This is a genomic window from Rhizobium sp. AC44/96 (genome assembly GCF_001692185.1).
Classification (GTDB): domain Bacteria; phylum Pseudomonadota; class Alphaproteobacteria; order Rhizobiales; family Rhizobiaceae; genus Rhizobium.
In genome coordinates this window covers 1-943 of sequence record NZ_LXKO01000006.1, presented here as the reverse complement: position 1 = coordinate 943, position 943 = coordinate 1, and the positions used below count along the sequence as shown (strand labels likewise).

Genomic DNA, 943 nt, shown 5'->3' with positions numbered 1-943 from the left:
TATCCAGCCTCGCTGAAGTGGTTTTGACACTCCTGCGGGGTGACTGTTTGGAGGATGATTGCGAGTGCGTCGGAGACGGCGTTTCTGGTTCTGGCCTGCGCCTGGCGGAGCCTGTGCTTGATCTTGGCGAAGAGCATTTCGATGGGATTGAGATCGGGAGAATACTGCGGCAGGAAGAACAGTCGGGCGCCGGCTTTGCGGATGGCTGCCCGGATCGCTCCAGCTTTGTGTGAGCCGAGATTGTCCATCACCACGATGTCGCCGGGCCTGAGCTCGGGCACCAGCACCTTTTCGACATAGATCAGGAATCTTTCCCCATTGATCGGGCCGTCGATGATCCATGGGGCGCTGACACGGTCGACGCGCAAGGCGGCGACAAAGGTCATGGTGTTCCAGTGACCGAAGGGGGCCCGACCGAGCAGTCGTTCGCCGCGCGGTGCCCAGCCTCTGAGCGGGGCCATATTCGTCTTCGTCCAGGTTTCGTCGATGAAGACGAGACGGGCAGGATCGATGCGATGGCGATGCTTCAGCCAGCGCGTTCGTCGCGCGACGACATCGGGCCGCTCGCGTTCGCTGGCGACCAACGTCTTTTTTTATAACTCAGCCCCTCCTCATGCACGAAGGTCCGGACGGCGCTGTAGTCGACTTTTAGGCCTCGCTCCGCCAGTTCTGCAACCAGCCCACGCAAGGTGAAAGCCTGCGCGCGGCAGCGCTCGATCAGCCAGACCCGCTGTTCCCCGCAAATCGTCCGTCGTTTGTGCCCGCCCATCTGGCCGGGGGCTGGGCTGCCTGTCTCGCGCAACCGCCGCACCCAGTCGATCGCCGTGCTGACGCCAATGCCGAAACGCTTTGCCGCGGCGCGGCACGACAGCCCTTCGCGCGTCACCGCGCAAACAACTCGCTCACGAAGATCATCTGAAAAAGGTCTCGCCATCCAGGCCGG

The 943-nt window shown here is 62.6% G+C and carries 1 protein-coding gene; it reads right to left on the bottom strand.

What is annotated here, in order from left to right:
* A protein-coding gene (locus A6U87_RS29215) for an IS630 family transposase (RefSeq protein WP_141683930.1) occupies positions 1-934 on the bottom strand; the annotation gives its coding sequence in 2 pieces (ribosomal slippage) (positions 1-595 and positions 595-934; 935 coding nt annotated over the 2 pieces). This gene is flagged as partial in the annotation.
* Between the last annotated feature and the right edge of the window lie 9 nt (positions 935-943).